16 protein-coding genes and 1 pseudogene are annotated in these 17,871 nt (G+C 54.0%); 8 read left to right on the forward strand and 9 right to left on the reverse strand.

Annotated features, from left to right (window positions below; genetic code table 11):
- Position 1 precedes the first annotated feature (1 nt).
- The 5 genes from AC1Q8Q_RS12910 to AC1Q8Q_RS12930 all read left to right on the forward strand — a co-directional run bounded on the left by AC1Q8Q_RS12910 (position 2) and on the right by AC1Q8Q_RS12930 (position 5,550).
- Entirely contained in the window at positions 2 to 2,392 is a 2,391-nt protein-coding gene (locus AC1Q8Q_RS12910; protein ID WP_492615094.1) for a hypothetical protein, read from the forward strand.
- Positions 2,389 to 2,748, forward strand: coding sequence for a hypothetical protein (locus AC1Q8Q_RS12915; protein WP_492615095.1), 360 nt, complete (start codon positions 2,389 to 2,391; stop codon positions 2,746 to 2,748). The genes AC1Q8Q_RS12910 and AC1Q8Q_RS12915 overlap by 4 nt, the downstream gene beginning before the upstream one ends.
- A gap of 514 nt (positions 2,749 to 3,262) precedes the next feature.
- On the forward strand, positions 3,263 to 3,577 hold the full coding sequence (locus tag AC1Q8Q_RS12920) for a helix-turn-helix domain-containing protein (RefSeq protein WP_492615096.1): 315 nt from the start codon (positions 3,263 to 3,265) through the stop codon (positions 3,575 to 3,577).
- A gap of 459 nt (positions 3,578 to 4,036) precedes the next feature.
- Complete coding sequence (locus tag AC1Q8Q_RS12925; RefSeq protein WP_492615097.1) at positions 4,037 to 4,480, forward strand: hypothetical protein; 444 nt, start codon at positions 4,037 to 4,039, stop codon at positions 4,478 to 4,480.
- A 410-nt stretch (positions 4,481 to 4,890) separates the two neighbouring features.
- Positions 4,891 to 5,550, forward strand: a complete 660-nt coding sequence (locus tag AC1Q8Q_RS12930; RefSeq protein WP_213605956.1) for a carbonic anhydrase — start codon at positions 4,891 to 4,893, stop codon at positions 5,548 to 5,550.
- A 206-nt stretch (positions 5,551 to 5,756) separates the two neighbouring features.
- Here AC1Q8Q_RS12930 and AC1Q8Q_RS12935 read toward each other — a convergent pair.
- The 9 genes and pseudogenes from AC1Q8Q_RS12935 to AC1Q8Q_RS12975 form a co-directional block, all read right to left on the reverse strand.
- Positions 5,757 to 6,101 (reverse strand): annotated as a pseudogene (locus tag AC1Q8Q_RS12935) (copper-binding protein).
- Positions 6,098 to 9,256, reverse strand: coding sequence for an efflux RND transporter permease subunit (locus AC1Q8Q_RS12940; RefSeq protein ID WP_492615098.1), 3,159 nt, complete (start codon positions 9,254 to 9,256; stop codon positions 6,098 to 6,100). Before AC1Q8Q_RS12940 ends, AC1Q8Q_RS12935 begins: the two are co-directional and overlap by 4 nt.
- A complete protein-coding gene (locus tag AC1Q8Q_RS12945; protein ID WP_492615099.1) occupies positions 9,253 to 10,737 on the reverse strand; it encodes an efflux RND transporter periplasmic adaptor subunit in 1,485 nt (494 codons plus the stop codon). The genes AC1Q8Q_RS12940 and AC1Q8Q_RS12945 overlap by 4 nt, the downstream gene beginning before the upstream one ends.
- The gene (locus AC1Q8Q_RS12950; RefSeq protein ID WP_492615100.1) at positions 10,734 to 11,990 is read right to left on the reverse strand and encodes a TolC family protein; all 1,257 of its coding nucleotides are present in this window, start codon (positions 11,988 to 11,990) and stop codon (positions 10,734 to 10,736) included. The genes AC1Q8Q_RS12945 and AC1Q8Q_RS12950 overlap by 4 nt, the downstream gene beginning before the upstream one ends.
- A 99-nt stretch (positions 11,991 to 12,089) precedes the next feature.
- Complete coding sequence (locus tag AC1Q8Q_RS12955; protein WP_492615101.1) at positions 12,090 to 12,431, reverse strand: hypothetical protein; 342 nt, start codon at positions 12,429 to 12,431, stop codon at positions 12,090 to 12,092.
- A gap of 74 nt (positions 12,432 to 12,505) precedes the next feature.
- Complete coding sequence (gene copD, locus AC1Q8Q_RS12960) at positions 12,506 to 13,444, reverse strand: copper homeostasis membrane protein CopD (protein WP_492615102.1); 939 nt, start codon at positions 13,442 to 13,444, stop codon at positions 12,506 to 12,508.
- 3 nt (positions 13,445 to 13,447) lie between these two features.
- Entirely contained in the window at positions 13,448 to 13,831 is a 384-nt protein-coding gene (gene copC, locus AC1Q8Q_RS12965) for a copper homeostasis periplasmic binding protein CopC (protein ID WP_492615103.1), read from the reverse strand.
- Between the two features lie 361 nt (positions 13,832 to 14,192).
- Positions 14,193 to 15,581, reverse strand: a complete 1,389-nt coding sequence (locus AC1Q8Q_RS12970) for a heavy metal sensor histidine kinase (protein ID WP_492615104.1) — start codon at positions 15,579 to 15,581, stop codon at positions 14,193 to 14,195.
- Positions 15,578 to 16,267 (reverse strand): heavy metal response regulator transcription factor, encoded by a 690-nt coding sequence (locus tag AC1Q8Q_RS12975; protein WP_020795035.1) that lies wholly within the window; start codon positions 16,265 to 16,267, stop codon positions 15,578 to 15,580. Before AC1Q8Q_RS12975 ends, AC1Q8Q_RS12970 begins: the two co-directional genes overlap by 4 nt.
- Before the next feature lie 205 nt (positions 16,268 to 16,472).
- On the opposite strand from AC1Q8Q_RS12975, the gene AC1Q8Q_RS12980 reads away from it, so the two are divergent.
- From AC1Q8Q_RS12980 to AC1Q8Q_RS12990, 3 genes are all read left to right on the forward strand, one after another.
- Complete coding sequence (locus tag AC1Q8Q_RS12980) at positions 16,473 to 16,826, forward strand: co-regulatory protein PtrA N-terminal domain-containing protein (protein WP_492615105.1); 354 nt, start codon at positions 16,473 to 16,475, stop codon at positions 16,824 to 16,826.
- A gap of 161 nt (positions 16,827 to 16,987) precedes the next feature.
- Positions 16,988 to 17,524 (forward strand): cupredoxin domain-containing protein, encoded by a 537-nt coding sequence (locus AC1Q8Q_RS12985; RefSeq protein ID WP_492615106.1) that lies wholly within the window; start codon positions 16,988 to 16,990, stop codon positions 17,522 to 17,524.
- Positions 17,525 to 17,617: 93 nt separating this feature from the next.
- Positions 17,618 to 17,869 carry a DUF2933 domain-containing protein gene (locus tag AC1Q8Q_RS12990; protein WP_489328621.1) on the forward strand — a complete coding sequence of 84 codons (252 nt, stop codon included), beginning with the start codon at positions 17,618 to 17,620 and terminating at the stop codon, positions 17,867 to 17,869.
- Positions 17,870 to 17,871 lie beyond the last annotated feature (2 nt).

Consider the following 17,871-nt stretch of genomic DNA (forward strand, 5'->3'; position numbering starts at 1 on the left):
TATGGAGGTTCTCGAAGAGCGGTACAAGCTTGCAGAACAACAGTTCAATGATCTTAAAGCAAGCGGATTAGTGGCCGGAGACTTTGAGGGTAAGGTTTGGCAATACAGAGCGAGCATTATCCCATTCACGTCACTCGACTCTTTGCAAAAACGGAATAAAAATCAGCCTGCTCTTCCGGAGGTGACTGGGAAGCTTGCTCGCTGCTTTATAGCTAAAGAAATACTTCGCCAGCCGTCAGCGACGCTTGTCATCGGGCGCATGGCGTCGATCAGACACCTCTCTGCGGTAATGGATAGCCAGAACATTGAATGGAGCGACATAACGCGTAAAGTCTTCGACAAGACCGTAGCCGCTATAAGGCAAGATCATGCAGAGTCTACGGTTTATCATAGAGCGAATGCACTAAAGGCGTTTCTAGATTTCCTTAACCAACTCAGCACCGCAATCGATGGGGTACCACTTCGATTCATTGACAGGTTTATCAAGTGGACTACCGGAGTTCCTAACCCGACTCACAGCGCACTAGAACTCACTTCGGAAGAGTTCAAAAATCGAGAAGAAAGCCTATTCTCTCCTGATTTACACCAGGGGATCGCGCAAGCCAGATGGCTTATCAAAAGTGATCCAAGTCTTGAGCCAACCTATGGCTTCGATAGAATTCGCCTGGAGGCGATTTGCTTCGGCATGGCGCTTGGTTTGAGAGTTGGTGAAATAACAAATTTGCCGGCGAATTGCCTTTTTCAGGACCGCGATACTCATACAACTTTTGTGCGGGTACCTGTTGAAAAAAACCTCATACCCAGCGCCGTGCCAGTGGCAGACCTATGGAGCGGCCCCCTCACAGAGGCTTATGAGTATCTGCTGGCATGCTGCCAGGGCGCCAGAGAACGCGCTCTTGATATCGAAGCAAATGGTTTTTCCTTCGTAGAGAAAACACTCGCAGCCCACCGAAACAACTATCCTCTAGAACCTGGCGCCGTGGATCAGATCTCATCGTTGGACCTACCCGTAGAGCACCATTATTTTGTGGAGGAAATATCTGGGTGTTTTTCGATATCCAGTAAAGAGCTGTACAGCGGGGGGCGATTTTCCAGCTGCGGTATTGAGCTTCCCAGAATCACAGCCGCAAGGTTTGCGATTTGGATAGACGAACGAATGCTAAACTGGGACTGGTCAAACTACCTAAACCAGTACAAAAACAACTGTTACAGTGTATCTGTTCTTGATATAGGAAAACACACCAACTCCTCGAAGTCGTCAGTAAGCAAATGCAGATGGTTTATTGAGTCTCTGCGCACTTTTCTTAAAGGAATGGTCAAAAGAGGACTTTTCAAACCTGGCTACAGACCCTCATACCCGCATCTCCTTGAGATAAAGAAAGAGTGGGCTACCATCAGAGAAGTCATGTTATCTAGAAGAGGAACTGGAGCCGGAGTTCCATCCCTGGTCATAGATATCAGGCTGTTTAAACGCGCTTTGGAAAAAAAGTACAGGTTTTATCTTCAGCGCCATTTTGACGAACAATTTGCAATGCCCAATGATGGCGAAGAAGCACGTTACCAGGCGAAGCACACCGCCAAAGGTTACCCTAACAAACTGAGCGACAACCTGATTGTTATTTGGGAAAACCAATTTAACTCGGTATCTGAGCAAGGCATCATCCCTCGCCCCCTTTTCAGAGCCGACCTCTACAACTATCTCTCTACAAACTCTTCAAAGAGCACAATTTTTCAACGTCTTGAGCTAAGAGGGCAAGACGGAGAGCTATTTTCAATCACACCTCACCAAATCCGCCGCTGGGTTACCACCGCAATTCTTCGCGCCGGCCCCTCTGAAATGGCTGTGGACCTGTGGATGGGTCGCACCCCACGCCAGAGTCGTCAATATGACTATCGTACAGCTAAAGAACGGGCAGAATATGTGAGGTCGTTATACTTGACCGATGATCCTCCCCAAGACTTTTTGGGCAAGCTGGTCATCCGATGGCGGGAAGAGTCAATCGCTGACGACCGAATCGAAGAAATGATCATCGAGAAGCTTAGCATTATAAATCTAACGCCCTGGGGCGGATGCTCGCGTGAACTCTACATTAGCCCTTGTGATAGGGGCCTCATGTGTATCAGAGGCTTCGGTACGGACGCCGGGTGTAAATCATTTCATCTGAACCCTAGTGATCTGGAAGCAAAAGCCGCTATCGAGACCTTGCTCAGTGAATATGAGAAAATTTTGAAGGTTATTTTTGACAACCAAACTGATATCACAGCAAGCATTAAGGCTGAACTCGATAATACCCAAGTATTTGATCAGCACGTGTTGTTTGTGTCAGATATGGTTACGAGCTGCAAGGCAGCCTTAGACGTTTACTCAGTATCTGAGAAGGCCTCATTATGAAGCAAGTAAAAAAATGGAAGGAGCAAGTGAAATCCATTCTCGCCGATTACCAAGCCGGACGGATTCAGGGACAGCTCACACAAAATGGTCTTGCCCAGCAGGTCGCTGTAAGTAGGCAAACGCTATGGCGAGATCAGGAGATCCGGTCATTATATGCGGACACCCAGACCTATCTTAAGGATGTCAAAAAGGCCGGGCGTAAAAATAGCAATGCCAGAATTTTTGCCCTCGAAACGCAGTTGGAAAACGCGCGAGCGGAGAACAACCGGTTGATTCAGATTATCATCAAAGCTGCTCAACTGATGACAGAGGATGCCATGGACCCAAGGCGGTATTTCAACGATGCGACGACCTGATAAGCCCATTATATCCGTCGGTAAAGCTCTTTGAAAAAACAACAGCGCAGGCAATCGGTGCTATTAGGCTGGCAATACCGCCGACCGCTCTGAACGGTGTAACACCTGTATAAGCCATCCTCGCTTTCATGAATAGACTCCAGATGCTCCATTGACCACCCACCGCTACCGTTCATCCACCCAGGGGTGACAATCTGCAGGGACAGAACAGCTGCGCCGTCTAGGGCCATCCGTGTGAAATGCTCGAGCCCCCGCATATCCTCCAGAAAAAAGACCTCGATACAAGTGTCCTCTCCTCGCGCTCTCGTAATCGTGATGTGAAGCCATGGCGATGAAAGCCGTTGTTCTACGAAATGCCAAGCCTGCTGATCCTCAGCCAGCCAGGCGGAGGAACGATCCACTTCAGCCCATCGGTTGGTGATAAACATCCCGACTTCCTCTCAAATGAACAGCATACATTGTAGTCATATACTGTTCACGGGTGCCTCATCTTTCCTTTTGCGGAAAATGCAAAGTGGAACTGAAAAGCGCCTTCGGTCGGGTACTGCAATGGGTGAGAGTCAAGCGAAAGCTTACGCAGGAAGATTTCGCAACGGTGAGCAGCCGTACTTACATCAGTACGCTGGAAAGGGGAAGGTATGTACCGACCATTGAGAAGCTTGACTCCATAGCGTCGGTGCTCGACGTGCACCCTGTCACACTCCTAATAGGGAGCTACGCCCTAAAGGAAAACCGATCAGTAGCGGAATTGCTCAAGCAGGTGTCGATAGAAGCCGAACGGCTAGATCTTGGTGCTAACCTTTCCCAGTCAAATTCACTCTCCCGATAGGACTGGTGGCAATGCGAACACGAGGTCGGGCTCGCTGGTTGTTAACCACTTTTTTGATCTGTAAACCACTGTGGTTTACAGATCAAAAAAGTGGTTAACACGTCGCGCTTGACGCTTTGAAGCAGGCATATGACAGCTCAGCCACCCACCCCCCCCCACCTACTGCAATGCTGCTGCCATTCAGCCGGGAAGCCACAGCGATATCGAGCCAGTTGGCCTACGTGATCATTCCTTAGCTTGCCTCGCCCGATGGATTGCTTGCACTTGAAACCGGTTTGTGGGTGAGGTAATTTACTCTCCGACACGCGGGGGATTCCATGTTGCGGCTCGTAACGGTCGGTTCGTGGTTTCGCCCTAGCTGCTCCTTTCAGAGCGTTACGGCTTAGGAAGTTAAAAGGCCTCGGATTACCGCCGGGGCTTTTTTGTGGGCGCCCCAGAAGCGGCGACCTCGACTCACCCATGATGATGGTTCGCAGTATGCTGATTGAGTTACACAAGATCGCGCATGACTTTCGTGCATCGATCGAAGAACAGAAAGTCCTGGGCATTCTCCCGCAGCACATGGCAGATTTTCCGGATGCCTGCTGCGCAGTGACTTCCGAACTGCTTGGCGACTATTTCAACAGCATACCGGGCGGCCCTGAAGCCGAAACCATTAGCGCTATGCGTGACGGCAAGTCGCACATGTGGCTCGCTGTGAATTCGCTGATTGTTGACCTAACGGCAGACCAGTTTCCTGATGGACGCGAAGCTGTGTATGTGGGACCAGAAGACGCCTGGTACGCCAGCTGGGAAGTCGATCTCCGTGGCAAAGCGTCCCACGGCGGAACCCCCACATCGTATGACGAACGAGCGGTGCTCGATAGGTTCATTGAGCACGCCGGGCTTCCCACCTTCGATTAAGCTGCTCCGCACTCCTGCCAGCTTGATCTCTCTTGCCTGCATGTGGAGAATCGCATTCCACTTGACCACCCGTTTGCATTGCCTCTGAGCAGTCATTTGCATTCGACCTGACCAGGCGGTTGCATCGTATTTGACCAGCACACGGCGTGTCCTAGACCGGCAGCAGTCGGGCCAGAAGCGGTCATAGGATGTCTATAAAAAACCGGGCAATTCACTCGCCTTTCAGCCAGCGAAAGATAAATGGTGGCTGCCAGGGTGCTTCGGACATTCGCCGCGCTGGTCGCGGCTCGAAGTCCATCGTTGATCGAATACAGCCAAGGCGCGGGAGGTCTGCGATAATGCGACCACAGCGGCGCGATGGCATATTGAGGGCTCGTGCCAGCATCCGGCATTCGGGTTTGGAGGACTCCATGCGTGACATTATTGACGGCTTTCTGCGCTTTCAGCGCGAGGTTTATCCGCAACGCGTCGAGCTTTTCAGGCAGCTCGCGACGACACAAAATCCGAAGGTGTTGTTCGTCACCTGCTCGGACAGTCGTGTTGTGCCTGAACTCCTTACACAGCGTGAACCGGGCGAGCTGTTCGTGATTCGCAACGCCGGTAACATAGTGCCGTCGTATGGTCCCGAACCGGGCGGCGTCTCGGCTACCGTCGAATATGCGGTCGCAGTGCTGGGCGTACAGGACATCGTGATCTGCGGCCACTCGGACTGCGGAGCGATGGGCGCGATTTCACGCTGCACGTGTCTCGACCATCTTCCGGCGGTCGCTAACTGGCTACGTCACTCGGACGCCGCGAAAGCGATTAACGCGGCGCATGAGTTCGACACGCCTCGCGCGAAGCTCGACGGCCTCGTGCGCGAAAACGTGATCGCGCAACTGGCGAATCTGCGTACTCACCCATCGGTTGCGCTGGCGCTCGAGCAGGGACGCATGAATCTGCACGGCTGGGTCTACGACATCGAGGCGGGTTGCATCGATGCGCTTGATGGTGCGACACGACAATTCGTTTCACTTGCTGATTCGCCGACCACCGTTGCGATCGCTGCCCGCAATGGCAGACAGATGTAATGGCGATAGACAAGTGGGGTTGGTCGTACTACTTCCTGAATGTTTTCGCCCCGCCTAAGGTCAGCGAAACGGCATTATCTCTATCGGGCAAGTTTCGGAGCGGATCAGCCGTTCGAATGACTGCCCGGCGGGACTGGCCAAGGACCGGAACTGGCCGGATATTGCCAGTCCTCACCGCCAGCTGAGTCGGTTGCAGCCCTTCATGATTAGGCAGCAATCGGCTGTGGATTCAACCGATCTAGCCGAAACGAAAACGACACACAGTCTCCAGCCTTAAGCCCTGTTAGATGATCTTCCGTCACGGAAAAGGCCATAGTCATCGGCGGTTATTGCACAGCGGGAACAGCTCCGTAAGAGATGGTCACCCCATGCTTCGTAGTATCGATAGACTTGATCGCTCCGTCGGCGGTGGCGACTGGAGCCTGCGTTGTTACCTGCTTCATCTACATGACATCCATTCCGTCCATTTTCATGCCCGGCATATCCACCGCGTGGGCGAAAAGTGGCAGCGCCAATACGGTGCTTGCAACTGAAATCAGAGTCAGTTTCATACGCCTTTTCCTTGAGGATTGATGGGTTCGACTGAAAGGTGTCGGCGACGCATTAGGCGATACGCTGCCGGAATGACAAACAGGGACAGCAAGGGCGCGGTGATCATGCCGCCCACCATAGGCGCGGCGATGCGGCTCATGACCTCGCTGCCGGTGCCGCTGCCCAACAGGATGGGTAACAGACCAGCAATGATCACGGCCACGGTCATGGCCTTGGGTCGAACACGCTGTACGGCACCTTCACGAATGGCCGCAATCAGCCCGCGCTCAGTGTTGTCGCCGAGGTCTTCACGTTCGGCCCAGGCGTTTTTCAGGTAGAGCAGCATGATCACGCCAAATTCGGCCGATACACCGGCCAGGGCGATAAAGCCGACTCCGGTGGCCACCGACAAGTTGTACCCCAGCAGATAGAGAAACCATGCCCCGCCCGTGAGCGCAAATGGCAGCGTGGCCATGATCAACACGGCTTCATCGAAGCGGGCGAAAGTCAGGTAGAGCAGCACGAAGATGATCAATAGCGTGGCAGGCACCACCAGCTTGAGTCGTGCGTTGGCCCGTTCGAGAAATTCGAACTGCCCCGAGTAGCTCAGGCTCATACCTGGCTGCAATGTGACCCGCTCACTGACGACCCGGCGTAGATCGGCGACTACCGAGGCAATGTCCCGGCCACGCACGTCGATGTATACCCAACCAGAGGGGCGTGCATTCTCGCTCTTGAGCATCGGCGGGCCGTCATTGACCTTGACCTTCGCCACAGTGCCCAGGGTGATCTGGCTCCCTAGCGGGGTGTAGATCGGCAATTGCTCCAGAGCGCCGAGCGAGTCACGCCACTCACGAGGGTAACGTACGTTGATCGGGAAACGTGCGAGCCCTTCAATGGTCTCCCCGACGTTCTCACCACCGATAGCACCGGCCACGATGGACTGCACATCGGCGATATTCAGTCCGTAACGAGCGGCGGCTTTGCGGTCGATATCCACATCGATATAGCGACCACCAGTTAGTCGCTCGGCCAGAGCCGAACTAACGCCGGGTACTCCCTTGGCTACTCGCTCGACGGCCTGAGTCGCGGCATCGATCTCCAATAGGTTGGTGCCGGCAACTTTCACTCCGATGGGACTTTTGATCCCCGTGGCCAGCATGTCGATACGGTTGCGAATCGGTGGTATCCAGATATTCGTCAGCCCAGGGACTCGTACCACTCGATCCAGTTCTTCCACTAACTTTTCCTGGGTCATGCCTAGACGCCATTGCTCGTGCGGCTTGAATTGGATGGTGGTTTCGAACATCTCCAACGGCGCCGGGTCGGTGGCGGTTTCAGCGCGGCCGGCTTTACCAAAGACGTGTTCAACCTCTGGCACGGTCTTGATTAGGCGGTCGGTCTGTTGCAGCAGTTGCGCCGCTTTCTGCGCTGACAGCCCCGGTAGAGCCGAAGGCATATAGAGCAGATCGCCCTCGTCCAACGGGGGAAGAAATTCGCCACCCAAGCGAGACATTGGCCATAGCGCACTGACAAAAACCAATAGCGCCACCAGTAGCGTGATCTTTGGTCGACGCAAGACCGCGTCCAGAGCCGGCTGATAAATCCGGATCAGCCAACGGTTTAGCGGGTTCTGTTGCTCATTGGGAATTCGCCCCCGAATCCAGTAGCCCATCAACACCGGCACCAAGGTCACTGACAATCCCGCCGCTGCGGCCATGGCGTACGTCTTGGTGAAAGCCAAAGGACCGAACAGCCGTCCTTCCTGAGCTTCCAGCGTGAACACCGGAATGAACGACAGAGTGATGATCAACAAACAGAAGAACAGCGCCGGGCCTACCTCTGCCGCCGCTTCGGTCATTACATGCCAATGACGCTCACCCTTCAGCTCTTCTCCCGGATTGGCCGCGTGCCAAGCCTCAATCTTCTTGTGGGCGTTCTCGATCATCACCACGGCGGCATCGACCATGGCGCCGATGGCGATGGCTATCCCGCCCAAGGACATGATGTTGGCGTTGATGCCCTGGTAGCGCATGACGATAAAGGCAATCAGCACCCCCACCGGCAGCGAAATGATCGCCACCAGTGATGAGCGCAAGTGCCAGAGAAAGATCCCACACACCAACGCGACGACAATGAACTCTTCGATGAGCTTGAGGCTGAGGTTTTCCACAGCACGGTCGATCAGCTTGCTGCGGTCGTAGGTGGTGACGATTTCCACTCCGGCCGGCAAACTGCTTTTCAGTTCGTCAAGCTTGGTCTTGACCGCTGCAATGGTCTCGCGAGCGTTCTTGCCGCTGCGCAAAATCACAACGCCGCCGACGGTCTCGCCTTCGCCGTCGAGCTCGGTAATGCCACGCCGCATTTCCGGCCCCGACTGGATTGCGGCGACATCGCCAAGGGTCACCGGCACGCCGCCCGAGCCCAGCTTGAGCGGGATCGCCCGAAAGTCATTGAGCGTCTTCAAGTAGCCGGAAGCACGCACGATGAACTCGGTCTCTGCCATCTCCAGCACGGCCCCACCGGTTTCCTGGTTGGCCTTGCCAATAGCTTCAGTCACTTCGGCCTGAGTGATTCCAAGACTGGCCAGTTTGAGTGGATCAAGCTGCACCTGGTATTGCTTGACCATGCCACCCACCGTAGCCACTTCCGCAACGTTGGGCAGGGTCTTGAGTTCGAACTTGAGGAACCAGTCCTGCAAGGCGCGCAATTGCGCCAGATCGTGTCCGCCACTGCGATCCACCAGTGCGTACTGATAGATCCAGCCCACTCCCGTCGCATCCGGCCCCAACGCTGGCTTGGCGCTGGCCGGCAATCGACTTTGTATTTGGCTCAGGTATTCCAACACCCGCGAGCGGGCCCAATACAAGTCAGTGCCGTCTTCGAACAGCACGTAAACGAAGCTGTCACCGAAGAAGGAATAACCACGCACCGTCTTGGCGCCCGGTACTGAGAGCATGGTGGTGGCCAACGGATAGGTCACCTGGTTCTCGACAATCTGCGGCGCTTGTCCCGGATACGGGGTGCGTATGATCACCTGAACATCCGAGAGATCCGGCAGCGCATCGATGGGCGTGCTCTGCACCGACCAGATGCCCCAAGCAGTGACGAACAGCGTCGCCAGTATCACCAAGAATCGGTTGGCTACTGACCAACGAATCAGGGCAGCGATCATGGCTGGCTCCCCGATTTATCCAGACGCTCAACACGCAAGCCATCATCGGTCTGGCTCACCGCAATCCGCACTTTATCGCCCGTTTTGAGGCCCTGCATCAGCGCCGGACTAGCGAGTGGGAACGTCATCGTCATACCCGGCATGCCCAGCGTTTTGAAGGGACCATGGGCAAGCGTGACTTCTTTATCGTTGATCTCAACGATCTGCCCATCCGCTTCATGAAAGCTGGAGGCTGCTGCCCTGGGTGGTGACTCTTCCTCTGAGCGGGCAACAATGCCCTTAAGACTGGCCTCCGAGTCGAGCAGGAACTGGCCAGAGGTAACCACCTTCTGGCCCTCTTCCAGACCTTTCAATATCGCCGTCTTGCCATCGCTTTCCTGCCCGGCTTGCACCTCCACGGGACGATAGCGACCAGCGTCTTCAGCGAGCATCACCAGGGCACGTCGGCCGGTGCGAATGACGGCCTCGCTCGGCACCCACAACACACTTTCCTCCGTTGAACGATTGAGGCTCACTCGTGCGGTCATACCCGCTCTGAGACGGCCTTCCGGGTTGGGTAACTCGACGCGCACGCGAAGTGTGCGGCTATCCGGATTGGTTTCCGGAAGAATCGCGCTGACGACGCCCTTGAGCACAACCCCTGGGAACGCGGGCAAACGCGCCTCTGCCGATTGACCCATCAGGATCGAACCAGATTCAGTCTCCGGAACGGCCAGGGCCAGCCAGACGCTACTCAATCCATTAACGCGTGCCAGTGTCTCGCCTGCGGCCACCGTCATACCCTCGCGTACATTTAGCTCTTGCAGCACGCCACTAATAGGGCTGGTGAGTGTCAGGTTTGGTTGGATTTTGCCACTGCGCTCTACTTGAGCAATTGAGGCTGCCGACATCCCGGTGAGCCGCAAACGCTGGCGAGCCGCTGTCAGTAAGCCCGCATCACCACTGCGCTGGAGTGCGAGAAACTCCTCCTGAGCCGCAGCCCACTCAGGTACAAGAATATCCGCCAAGGCGGCATTGGCTTTGATCACGTCGCCAGGAGCACGGGCATACACGCGCTCGACGAAACCCGCCGTACGGGCTTGGATTACGGCGACGTCCCGCTCGTTGAGGGTCAACACACCGACCACGTCCAGATTCGAAGCAAACACGCCTCGACTGACGGTAGCCAGTCGCACACCGAGATTCTGAGTCAGGCTTGGATCAATACGAACGGCGGCGCTTTCCCCTTTGATATCGGCGTACTGAGGGACCATCTGCATGTCCATAAAGGGTGACTTACCCGGCTTATCGAATTTCTGTTGTGGGTACATGGGGTCGTACCAATACAGAACTTTGCGATCGACTGACGCCTCGGGCTTCTGCTCCGGGGCTGCATCCGGTTCTCCGCTCATTCTCGGTTGAGCAAACCAGTAACCACCGGCAACGCCCAAGGCAACCGAGATGCCGACAACTAAAGCCCTTTTCCAAGTTCTAGAGATCATTGAGCGGACTCCCCATAGGCGAAATACAGGCGAGCGCTGGTTAGAGCACGCTGTTCTTCAACGTCAACCTGTTTGAGGCGGGCTTCGATGAGTTCCCGGCGGGCGGCAACAACCGAACTCAAGTCGCCCTTGCCCGCGCGATAGCTAGCCATGCTGAACTCAACCTTTTTCATGGCCAACGGCAACAGGGTCTCCTGGGTACGGCGCACGGCACGATTCAGGCGTTCATAGTCAGCCAGTTCGTTCTCCAGTTGCTGGGTATGCTCGCGTGCAAGGGCTTCGCGCTCAGCCTCAAGCTGATTGAGTTCAGCGTGCTTGGCCGCGATCTTGGGGTTTTGCCGAGAGCCAGGAAACAGCGGTAGATCCCAAGAAAATTGCACGCTGACCATGTCGCCAAACTCACGGCCACGGCGCTGGTAATCCAGTTCCCAGCTCCAATCCGGCTGTTTTTCCGCCTCAGCTTCACGGACCTTGGCTTGCGCTTCGCGGGTCATTGGCGCAAACGCTGCCAATTCTGGATGATGTTGCAGCTTATGAGAGTAGCCAGAGGCTTCGACAGGCCACTCCGGCAAGCTGCCCACAGGTTTGTCATTGGCGGCTGGTCCAATCCAGCGCTTCAGGGCCGCTCGGGCCTGCGCTCTCTGGCGAATCAGATCATCTTGCTGCTCCTCCAGTTGTGCCGCTTCCTGTTTGGGCGTTACTGCATCAGCAGGTTGAGCACGGCCGCCGGCAATCTGTGCACGGACGGTATCGGCCAGCAAACGGTTTTCTTTGTAGAAATCCTGGAACAGCGCGTCTCTACGCTCAACGGAGAAGCTGTTGATCCAGGCCAGCGCCGTGGCCTGACGAACCTTTAGACGTTCGACCCGGCGCTCAGCGGCGGCGCGGTCAATGGCCGCATCAGCGACCTCGATGCGGGCTTTGCGCTTGGCGCTGTTGGGCATCTCCTGACTGACTCCGACCATTTGCATAGTCATGAAGTCCTGATCGATGCTCCAGCGATCCGGTCCACCAATGGGATAGTTCTGTACGCCTAGCAGCAACTTGGGATCGGGCAGTTCACCAGCGGGGATGGCGGCATTGCTGACAGCCTGAATTTTCGCGTCTTGTGCAGTCAGCGACGGCGCATTGTTTTCAGCCAGCTGCAAAGCTTCATCGAGTGTCAATGCGGCAGCGAGACTCGGCAATGCCAGTACGCTTGCCGCCAGGCCGGCCACGAGGGACCACCCTGTGCGATAGCACTTGGAGTTCATGTTCACGATTCCTGTGATGATCCACTGCGCGCTTCATCAGACATGCACGCAGATATGCCATCCCGCTAACGCGGAATGAGGCTCAATGTTGGACAGGAATCAAACGCGAGGCGGTCGCCATACCCCTGAGGGGGTTTGTACTGGAAGGGAATCCATGGAGAAGGACAGTACGAGGGGATTGGATAAGGTAATAGGAGGCTTGATGATGGAGACCTGCAGAATGCCACCAGTCTTGCACTCCTGGCCTGGCTTGCAGGGTTTGCCGTGCTCGGTGGGACTTTTCATATCCTGGCAGCAGTCTTGCCCCATGCCGTCCATCATCGCCATGTCCATCGTCTTCATGGGGCAAGGTTCTGTTGGCGCCTGAACACCCGCCATCCCGCTGAGGGGAAGCGCCAAGCTGATCATGAAGATGATGCAAAACCGCAAATAGCGTTTCATGGGCTGGAGTGTAGCCGGTGGAAATGGCGCTTACAATTCACCTTCTAGACTCCTTAGTCGGCTGTCACCAACCTCTATTCGGCGCTCATTTCCATTTCCGGACTTAAAGTGCCTAACCAGGCGACAAGACAAATTATGATGACTGCCATTGCAAACTCGAGTGTCATGCTGCGGCGCAAGGCATTGACCGCGGCAGAGTATTCTCCATTTCGAACTGACCGCTCCAATACTGGACTTAGGTGAAAGCGGTTCAGCGTGGCTAACACGATCATCCCGGCAAAGAGCAGGATCTTCAAAAACAGCAGTTGGCCATACGTACTGAGCATCACTTCATCGAGATTTGGACCGATGACAAACAGATAATTCACTACGCCTGTGATGCTTATGATCACTACGATCACAGCGCCGGCCGACTCAAAACCAGTCAGCACCCGTGCAAGAATTCGAGCTTCTTGCTCGCCCTTTAGCGATTTCAACCGCAGCAGTAGAGCGAATGCCAATAGAGCACCCAACCAGCCACCTGCGGCTAAAAGATGGAATATATCGGTGATGAAATGCCAGTAGCGTCGGCTGCCTTCATCCATGGCACCGTGCCCTGTCCAAGCCAACGTCGCCAACGCAATCGCTCCGCATACGGTGACGACCCAGAGACTGGGTGTCGGAAATCGCTTATTCAATGCGACGCCAATAATTGCCATCACCAGGGCAGCTATTCGGACCATCCAGGTCAACCCGACGTCAGTCCCCATGAGGACCATTTCAAAAATATGGTGATGTAGCTCCATAAGCTCCGACACACCGCTCATTGCTTTCGCAAGCAACAACATGGCGATAAGGGATAGAGCTATACCTGCAACAGAAGTAACGTAAAGAAGCGACTCAAAATTCAAGACCGTGCCCGATACTCTTTCCTTTCCCCTGAGGCTGTACAAGCCGAAAATTGCCAATCCGAATAACAACATCAGGTCGAAATAAAGAGCAAAGCGAACCACAATATTTATTGAGTCGCTCATAAATCATTTCACTTTAAATGAGAAGTTGCCGGTGATCGGGTGAGTGTCCGAGGAGACAGCACGCCATTCGACTTTGTAGGTACCGGTGGTCAGAGGTGCTGCCGGTGTAATCACCATCGTTTTCGGATCACCGCCACCAGCGACGGCGGCCTTAACACCCATTGGGGAATTCGGCATGCCAGGCATATCGGTCATGATCAGTTTTGCACCGGAAAACTGAGTGGTGAGATTCTCAGAAAAGTGCAGCTCAATTTTCGCAGGGGCCGCCACATCCGAGCCTTCTGCCGGAGTGGAAGAAAGGAGCTTTGGATGTGCTTGAGCAACTGCACTCAGAAGCAAACCAGCGGTAAGCGCAACAGCTACGGTCGTAGTTTTAAGGAATGACATGCAAGACTCCTCACAGCAAGAGCTGTTGATTCGAGATTTGTTTGGGAATATCTAGTTTTTACTTTTCGATTCTTTTTAAAACCACTGATGATTAGCTAGCAGCCTCCGTGTTTTAGGGCAGGTTGAACACGAGAAACTCACTAGGCCCCAACGTCACAGTGCAAGAACACGATGCCACACGAATGCAAACTGTTCGATTACATTTCAGTCAGCTTGACGCGGTGTTTGGCCTCGAACTGGCGGGTGTAGCGAGACTTAAAGACGAGACCGCGTGCCCGCTATAGTAGGGTTTTCACTCATTCAAAATTACGAAAGTGGAACGCGGGGCGCAGGCTGAGAGATCTCCGTTGATTACCGTTGATCAGCTGACCTTCAAGTCAACACTAGGGAACTCTAGATGAAAGGCCGTTTTTCCATCAAAGGACGTACACCAGATCTTGCCATCATGCGCTTCAATAATTGATCGGGTAATCGATAAACCTAGCCCCGCATTGCTTGGACTGCCTTCTCGCCGAGCTGGGTCCACGCGGTAAAAGCGATCGAACAGCTTTTCCAGGTGTTCGGGAGCAATGGGTTCTCCATGGTTCTCCACAACGACCAATACCGACATTTCCTTCTGCTTAATATCGACACTGATCGTCTTCCCTTCAGAGGTGTAGCGCAGAGCGTTAGAGAGCAGGTTAGAAATGGCTCTGTGCAGCATAAGGACATCGCCTCGGACGCTGCCCCTTCCTGAAACCTTGAGTTCAATCCCTCGCTCATCAGCCAAAAGGCGGTAGTACTCAAGCAGTTTTTCCACGACTTCCAACAGGTTTATTGGTTTGTTCTCGTGTGTGATCAGACCGTTGTCCGATTTCGCCAGGAAAAGCATGTCATCAATCATCCGACTCATACGCTTCAAGTCATCAAGATTTGAGTACAGGTTGTCCTCGTAGTCTTCAATATTCCTTTTTCTTGAAAGCACCACTTCGGTGTGGGTCATCAAGTTGCTTACGGGGGTCCGTAGTTCGTGGGCAATGTCTGCGGAAAAGTTCGATAACCGGACAAATGCATCGTCGAGCCTGGACAACATTGCGTTAAACGACAGCACCATTTGCTGAAGTTCTTTCGGAACGGGTGCTAAGGGGATGCGCTCTTTGAGTGATTTTGCTGACATTGAGGCAGCGACCCGCGTGACCTGGCGAATAGGCCGCATACCACTGCTTGCAACCATCCAGCCGAGTGCCGCACTGACCAGTGCGCTGATCACCAACCCTATCCAAAACCAGCGTTCAAGCGTCTCGAAAAAGGACATATGCTGAGTAACGTCAAAGATCAAAATGACGGTCAACGGCTTTTCTTGCCCCGTCACAACGGCTTGTGCTGTCACGCCACGGAACATCTGCTCTTGCTGCCGCCACTCCCAGACGTTGTTGTTTGTGGTTGTGCGGAACTCCTTCGGAATATCTACCGGGCCGGGATCAGCAAACAGCAGCTTGCCGTCACCATCGACTATTAGGGCAGTCAAATCGCGGTGAGCACCCAGCAGCGCCTCCAGCTCAGGCTTAAATTCGCTGAATTGATCGATGCTGTTCAACCCCGACAAAATTCTCTGGGTCGAGTGGAGTTTTTCGTTCAATGCCTGCTGATCCAGCATCTTGAAATGATGCCGGCTTAGGTTATTGAAACTGAGTCCGGCGACCGTGAGTACGGCCGTTACCGCGAGCATGAACATCAGACTCATGCGAGTCGTCAGGGACATTCGGTTCATTCCGACTCCGAATCAGGTGCGTCGAGCATGTAACCCATTCCCCTTGAGGTATGAATCAATTTGACCTCAAAGTCGTCATCTATCTTTGCCCTCAGCCTTCTCACTGCAACCTCAATAACGTTGGTATCGCTATCAAAGTTCATATCCCAAACCTGGGAGGCGATAAGTGACTTTGGCAGTACCTCCCCTCGACGTCGTAGCAACAGCTCAAGCAACGCAAACTCTTTGGCCGTAAGGTCTATGCGCTTACCTCCACGAATGGCCCGACGCTTGAGCAGGTCCACCTCGAGATCAGCCAATTTCATATAGGTTTGCGAGGGAGCGCCGTTACCCCGACGCAGCAACGTTCTGACACGAGCCAACAGTTCAGAAAATGCGAAGGGTTTGATCAGGTAATCATCTGCCCCGAGTTCAAGTCCTTTCACTCGATCTTCAACGCGGTCTCGCGCCGTGAGGAAGAGCACGGGAACATCTTTTCCGGATGCCCGAACCTTCTGAAGTACTTCCCAGCCATCCAGCCCAGGCATCATGACGTCGAGAATCAGCAGGTCATAGGCCTCGCTCAAAGCGTGCTGAAGCGCCACTTTGCCATTGGTAAAGCGATCCACATTGAACCCCGCCTCCGTGAGTCCTTGCTCCAAATAGATACCTATTTTGGGTTCGTCTTCAGCAACCAGAAGTCTCATGAGGGTGGCTCTCGGATAATGATGAAGCGCAGTCTGCAACGAAACACGCTAGCCAACCAGCAACTGACAGAAAAGTAATATTGGCCTCAGGTAAATGTCAGCGACCGCTGTCTAGGGTTCACACATGAGCACTTCCTAGCGCTCGACCGACTCTTCAGCATGAAACGTATGGGAGCCGGAAATCAATTCCATGAGGAGCTGCCCCATGAATCGCCTAAAAATGCTGTTTTTTGTGAGCTCGATACTCGTCTCGGCTTCTGTATGGGCTGAAAGTGGTGGAGATCGGGTCGTGGAGCGAATGGAACGCCTGCGCGACAAGGCGGAAGCCGTCCTGATACAAGCTGAAAAAGCCCCTGAAGGGCAGCGTCATGTCCACATGGCCGAGCATATGAAGATGCTCGGCGACATCATGAGCCAACTCCATAAAGATCATCCAGACGCCTCAATGTCACCTCAGCAGCACCTGGCCTGGATGGAAAAGCACGACAAAATCGTCGATGACGTTTTGAGCCAAATGCAGCGCGAGCACAAGTTGATGCTTTCAGAGTGCCATCAGTAATTCGTGCTCAACGCATTTTCTGGTTAGAGCGTGATAACACGGCGTCATCTGAACGCCGTGTTTTTTATGAAACTGACAGAAATGTAGTGTTCAGGTCAGTTAACTGGCAGCTCCGTGTCTTTAGCATAACCAGTGTTCCCACTCTTACTCTCGAGGTCACTATGAAAGCTAAGCTCGTTACCCCTGTCATCGCAGCCATCGCTCTACTCTTCGGTGCTACGGCTATGGCCAGCGCAGGGCATGGGAAAGAGGACATCGGCCAGCCTGGAGTGGCCTCTGAGGTTACCCGTACGGTGGAGGTCGAAATGGGCGATATTTTCTTCAAACCTCAAAGCATCGACGTAAAGCCTGGTGAAACTATTCGCTTTGTCCTTCGCAATAAGGGTTCGCTGCTGCACGAGTTCAACATCGGAAAAGTCGCTGCTCATGCAGCACACCAAAAAGAAATGGCAAGCATGTTCCAGAACGGGACGCTTAACCCCACCGGTACCGGGAAAACGATGAGCGGTATGGGCCACAGCATGGGTGGGATGAAGATGGTCGGAATGGAGCACAACGACCCGAACAGCGTCCTGATTGAGCCTGGCGCAACCCAAGAGCTGATCTGGACCTTCAACAACAGCACAGGCCTTCAGTTTGCCTGCAACGTGCCAGGGCATTATCAGTCAGGGATGGTTGGTCCGTTTGACCTGAAGTAAGCCGGGGTTGGCTGCTAACAACGCTTCGACGCACGAGTTGGCTACGCTCTGTCGCAGAGATCATAGCAACGCTTACACAGTGGGGTTTAGATCATGAACAACCATCAACATCCGGATGGAAACATCACCGCACCATTTTGGAGGCGCAAAACAGGCGTTGTACTAATCATGCTCATTGCGATTGGTGCCTTCTACGTGTTGCGGGAGCATTTCAGCCACGTTTATCCATTTTGGCCTTATCTGATTCTGTTGATCTGTCCTTTGATGCATTTTTTTGGACATGGACATGGCGGACATAGCCATGGCGATCAGGCAGCAACGCACAAGGACGAAAAAGGGAAATAGCC

This window comes from Pseudomonas sp. GW823-FHT06B06, from assembly GCF_058795195.1.

Coding starts and splice junctions, on each gene's coding strand:
- copC (WP_492615103.1), bottom strand. CDS start 13,831: ATGTCATTCCTTAAAACTACGACCGTAGCTGTTGCGCTTACCGCTGGT.
- AC1Q8Q_RS12985 (WP_492615106.1), top strand. CDS start 16,988: ATGAAAGCTAAGCTCGTTACCCCTGTCATCGCAGCCATCGCTCTACTC.
- AC1Q8Q_RS12925 (WP_492615097.1), top strand. CDS start 4,037: ATGATGATGGTTCGCAGTATGCTGATTGAGTTACACAAGATCGCGCAT.
- AC1Q8Q_RS12930 (WP_213605956.1), top strand. CDS start 4,891: ATGCGTGACATTATTGACGGCTTTCTGCGCTTTCAGCGCGAGGTTTAT.
- AC1Q8Q_RS12970 (WP_492615104.1), bottom strand. CDS start 15,581: ATGAACCGAATGTCCCTGACGACTCGCATGAGTCTGATGTTCATGCTC.
- copD (WP_492615102.1), bottom strand. CDS start 13,444: ATGAGCGACTCAATAAATATTGTGGTTCGCTTTGCTCTTTATTTCGAC.
- AC1Q8Q_RS12945 (WP_492615099.1), bottom strand. CDS start 10,737: ATGATCTCTAGAACTTGGAAAAGGGCTTTAGTTGTCGGCATCTCGGTT.
- AC1Q8Q_RS12915 (WP_492615095.1), top strand. CDS start 2,389: ATGAAGCAAGTAAAAAAATGGAAGGAGCAAGTGAAATCCATTCTCGCC.
- AC1Q8Q_RS12975 (WP_020795035.1), bottom strand. CDS start 16,267: ATGAGACTTCTGGTTGCTGAAGACGAACCCAAAATAGGTATCTATTTG.
- AC1Q8Q_RS12910 (WP_492615094.1), top strand. CDS start 2: ATGGAGGTTCTCGAAGAGCGGTACAAGCTTGCAGAACAACAGTTCAAT.
- AC1Q8Q_RS12990 (WP_489328621.1), top strand. CDS start 17,618: ATGAACAACCATCAACATCCGGATGGAAACATCACCGCACCATTTTGG.
- AC1Q8Q_RS12980 (WP_492615105.1), top strand. CDS start 16,473: ATGAATCGCCTAAAAATGCTGTTTTTTGTGAGCTCGATACTCGTCTCG.
- AC1Q8Q_RS12950 (WP_492615100.1), bottom strand. CDS start 11,990: ATGAACTCCAAGTGCTATCGCACAGGGTGGTCCCTCGTGGCCGGCCTG.
- AC1Q8Q_RS12955 (WP_492615101.1), bottom strand. CDS start 12,431: ATGAAACGCTATTTGCGGTTTTGCATCATCTTCATGATCAGCTTGGCG.
- AC1Q8Q_RS12940 (WP_492615098.1), bottom strand. CDS start 9,256: ATGATCGCTGCCCTGATTCGTTGGTCAGTAGCCAACCGATTCTTGGTG.